The organism is Steroidobacter sp., assembly GCF_016790065.1.
GTDB lineage: Bacteria > Pseudomonadota > Gammaproteobacteria > Steroidobacterales > Steroidobacteraceae > Steroidobacter.
Genome location: NZ_JAEUPY010000769.1, coordinates 1 through 3,317, shown reverse-complemented (window position 1 = coordinate 3,317; position 3,317 = coordinate 1). Strand labels below are relative to the sequence as shown.

General features: G+C 61.4%; 3 protein-coding genes. 2 read left to right on the top strand and 1 reads right to left on the bottom strand.

Annotation, left to right across the window (positions count from 1 at the left end):
• Positions 1-312 precede the first annotated feature (312 nt).
• Positions 313-669, top strand: a complete 357-nt coding sequence (locus JNL55_RS31210) for a DUF6915 family protein (protein ID WP_293863791.1) — start codon at positions 313-315, stop codon at positions 667-669.
• A gap of 86 nt (positions 670-755) precedes the next feature.
• Positions 756-1,796: a DUF6878 family protein gene (locus JNL55_RS31205; protein WP_293863788.1), complete on the top strand. Its 1,041-nt coding sequence runs from the start codon at positions 756-758 to the stop codon at positions 1,794-1,796.
• Positions 1,797-1,925: 129 nt separating this feature from the next.
• Here the strand turns inward: JNL55_RS31205 and JNL55_RS31200 are convergent, their stop codons facing one another.
• A complete protein-coding gene (locus tag JNL55_RS31200) occupies positions 1,926-2,927 on the bottom strand; it encodes a hypothetical protein (RefSeq protein ID WP_293863785.1) in 1,002 nt (333 codons plus the stop codon).
• Between the last annotated feature and the right edge of the window lie 390 nt (positions 2,928-3,317).

Sequence of the window (3,317 nt, the reverse complement as noted above, 5' to 3'; positions counted from 1 at the left end):
CGTCGCTTGCGATCACCCGAGTGCGCTCTCACCATCGAGGGGACCGGCGCCGTGATCGAGGCGATACAACGATAACTGGCCGTTGCCGTTAGCGCCAAGGTCGAAGTCGCGGCCTGACGCATTCAGTGTTCTACGCGCCATCGCGTACGAGCTCGAACCGCTTGCCGCGTGCTCAACGCGTGTGGCGAGCATCGATGCTCCTCCTTTGTATCTGCTGCCCCTGCCTTAGAGCGGCAGCTTCTCAACCTTGCGGGGTACTCGATGCCCCCGCGGGGCCTGGGTGTATCCCCGCACTTTGCCTGGAGATCACCCATGTCTCACGTGTACTACCATGCATTGAACTCGGCTCGCGCTTTCGGCGGGCAGCCCGAAGACTATCTCGCGATCCATCACTGGTTCGATGAATCAAAGGAAGCCTTTGCGGACTTTCGTCATCGCGCGCTTCGTCATCACGCGCAAGGCATCTTCTGGTGCGAACGGGTGTTTGGAGTCACCCTGACGAATTGTGACGGCAAGTGCGTGCCGGTCCGCCTGGTTGGCGAACAGCACGTGAAGGAGGATTGTGGCGGCCGCATTCCGACGCTCAGCGACTGGCTCTCGAGAATACAGCCCGAGCCGTGGATGGCTCGCGCCACGCCTGTCATCGGCAGCCGAGGAGAGCCCCGATGAGGTGCTCCGAGAAAACCAACGCGCGGTTGGACGTGCTACCAAACAAAGTGCGAGCGCCATTGAGAGAATTGCTCAGGGTCGGACACGTGAGCGAGGAAGTCATCAATACGGTGCTCGATGCCACGGAGCTGGCGGGATCCTCGAGCAAGGCGCTCGGGTTCGCGGTGAGCCTGATGCATTTGCAGGCCAAAGGCGTTCCCGTCAGCGACGTCATTCAGATGGCTCGTGCGCAGGGACGCAAGATCCGTCTGGACTGGAGCGAGCGTCGGTGGCGGGACGAGCACGATCGGCTCGCACGAGCAGAAACGTTGAAGCGCCTGACCGCGCAGAACGATTCTTATGATGTGGCGAAGTTCGAGGCCCACCTGCCGCCTCGATTTCGGGGCTACCTGATCCGCACCAGCCGTCGCTTGGGGATGGAAGGGCTACGGCAGCGTCATTGCATCGCCGGTGAGTCCTATCATGCACTACTCATCGCCGGCTACGTCGCCATCGCCTGTGTGTTCGTCGATCGGCGGCGATGGACGGTACAACTGGCGTTGAGCAGCAACCCCGAGGCGCCGCTGCGGATCACCCAGATTCGCACGCGCTGGAACGCGGAACCCTCATCCGAGGTGGTCGAAGCGATTCACCGCGAACTGGGCATTGAGCGCATGAGCACCGTGGAGCGCATGATCGACCGTCCCGCCCGAACGTACGTCTACATGGACAATCTTCGGCGCGTCCTGCCGGTCTTGAGAGGCCACGGTCTTCATCACATCCGAGTGACTTTCGACGGCAGTGGCGATGAGGGAGCGATCGAGTTCGTGAACTTCGAAGATCGCGCGTTCGATCCCGCCAACGTGTTCGTTGAGGTCGATATGCAGCGGGACCAGTGGGTGAACGGCGAGCTGACGACCACTCGGGTGTTGGAGCTGACAGATCTGGACGGTGCGATTAGAGCCATCACGGACGACTATCTTCAGGAGACCGGTGTCGACTGGTGGAACGGGGACGGTGGCTATGGGGAGCTTGAAATCGACGTGGACGCAGGCACCGTATCCTTGGAAGTCAGTGTGCGGTTCACCGAATCCAGTGTGCAATTCGCCAGGGAACGCGACATTGCCACGGGCGAGGCAGTTGATTGAGGCAGAGGAGGCACGCTGTGCCTCCTCTTTCTAAACTTCACGGTCAGTCGGGTCGATCCGGCAGCGCTTGCGCAGCTTCAGTCGTCGCAGCGTGCTGCATCGAATGAACTCGGGGCGCAGCCTGCGCAATTAGAGATCAGGCGACTGCAGGTTCTGCGCATCCAATGTAGAAGCTGCCGCCGAGGGTTGCGCCACGTCGATGTACGTCGATCCATCGGCACGGTGCTGCAAGAGCAACGTCGTGCTCAGCGTTCGCAAGAAGCCGACGAGCGCGATGGGTGAATCAAAGTGGGTGCCGGTGACGGCATGCACTTTTACAAAGATCGGCGCCTGGGTCTCCTCGGCCCAATACGCGGTGTCGAGGTGCGGATCCAGTGCGACGTTCTCGCCGCTCTTCGAGATCAGGTTGATCAGGCGAAACACGGGCCGGGGGTCTTGCGGCTCCGAGCGCCGTCCGTCCTTGGCAACGACGGCCGTGATCCGCGCGAGCTCAGGCGCACTCAGCGCAATGGAGCGAACCAGCGCAGCGATCCAGCCGGACATCATCACCGGCGCCGTAGCTGCCAGTAACTCCTCGGCGGGGAGCGAGCCCAAGCGTTCCATGGCAGCGCGCAACCCAAGCGCCACCGCAGAGAAGCCCAGGTGTTCGGCCTGTTGGATCAACGGCCAGACCGTACGTTCGACGGCCGTCTGAGCGAGTCGTGTGCGCTCCTCATCGCCCCACTGTTCAAGCGCGGCAGCCTCCGAGCCGCTCGCAAGCGTAATGAAACTTCGCTCGTCGGGGTGCTTGGGCTTTTTGTAGAGCGGCAGCTCCAAACGCACGTAGACCTGGGGCGGCGCTTGGAAGTGAATGCGACCAAACCATAACGTCCCCACGCGCCCGTCGCGGATCGCCGAACGAGTCGTGAGTAACGCTTCGTCCGAATGGGCGGCCGCCCATTGTTCGGCATCGATCGGATCGAGTCCGGTCACGTCGATATCGCAATGGAGCAGGCCCGTGGCGGCTCGATGGATCGTGACATCCACGACTCGCAGCCGTCCGGTGACGTTCAGTGCATCGAGCAGCGCGTGCGCGTGGGGAACGTTCGAGAGAAGGATTCGATAAGCAGGCGTGGCAAGCCAACGGTTCATTGAGAAACGCTCCTAGGATCAAGGTGCGTTCCTACCTTCAGTCACTCCGTCGGATCTGCAACTTCACCCAAGCGGTGCTAGGGCGGCTGCTGTGCCTGAGGCTGCTATGGCGTCACGTCGGCGCGCCGTGGTTACCAGCAAACGATCGAGAACGATTGCAAACATTTGCTCGTCGCGTTCGCGACGAAACGTGCGTGGTCGCCGGCCACAGTAATCCATCAACCGGCCTTAAGACGCTCATGGAGCGACGGCTTCACGAGTTCATTCAATCCCGCGGGGTGTGCAGGCGACCCGTGGGTCGCTGTGCGCTTCGCCCATTTCAACAGGACAGCGCTCATGCAAACTCCGCAAGCAACGAATACGATGTCGTTAGAGGTATTTCACACACTA

Bases quoted from the DNA above. Each gene is read 5' to 3' on its own strand.
- JNL55_RS31210 (WP_293863791.1), top strand. From the start codon at position 313: ATGTCTCACGTGTACTACCATGCATTGAACTCGGCTCGCGCTTTCGGC.
- JNL55_RS31200 (WP_293863785.1), bottom strand. From the start codon at position 2,927: ATGAACCGTTGGCTTGCCACGCCTGCTTATCGAATCCTTCTCTCGAAC.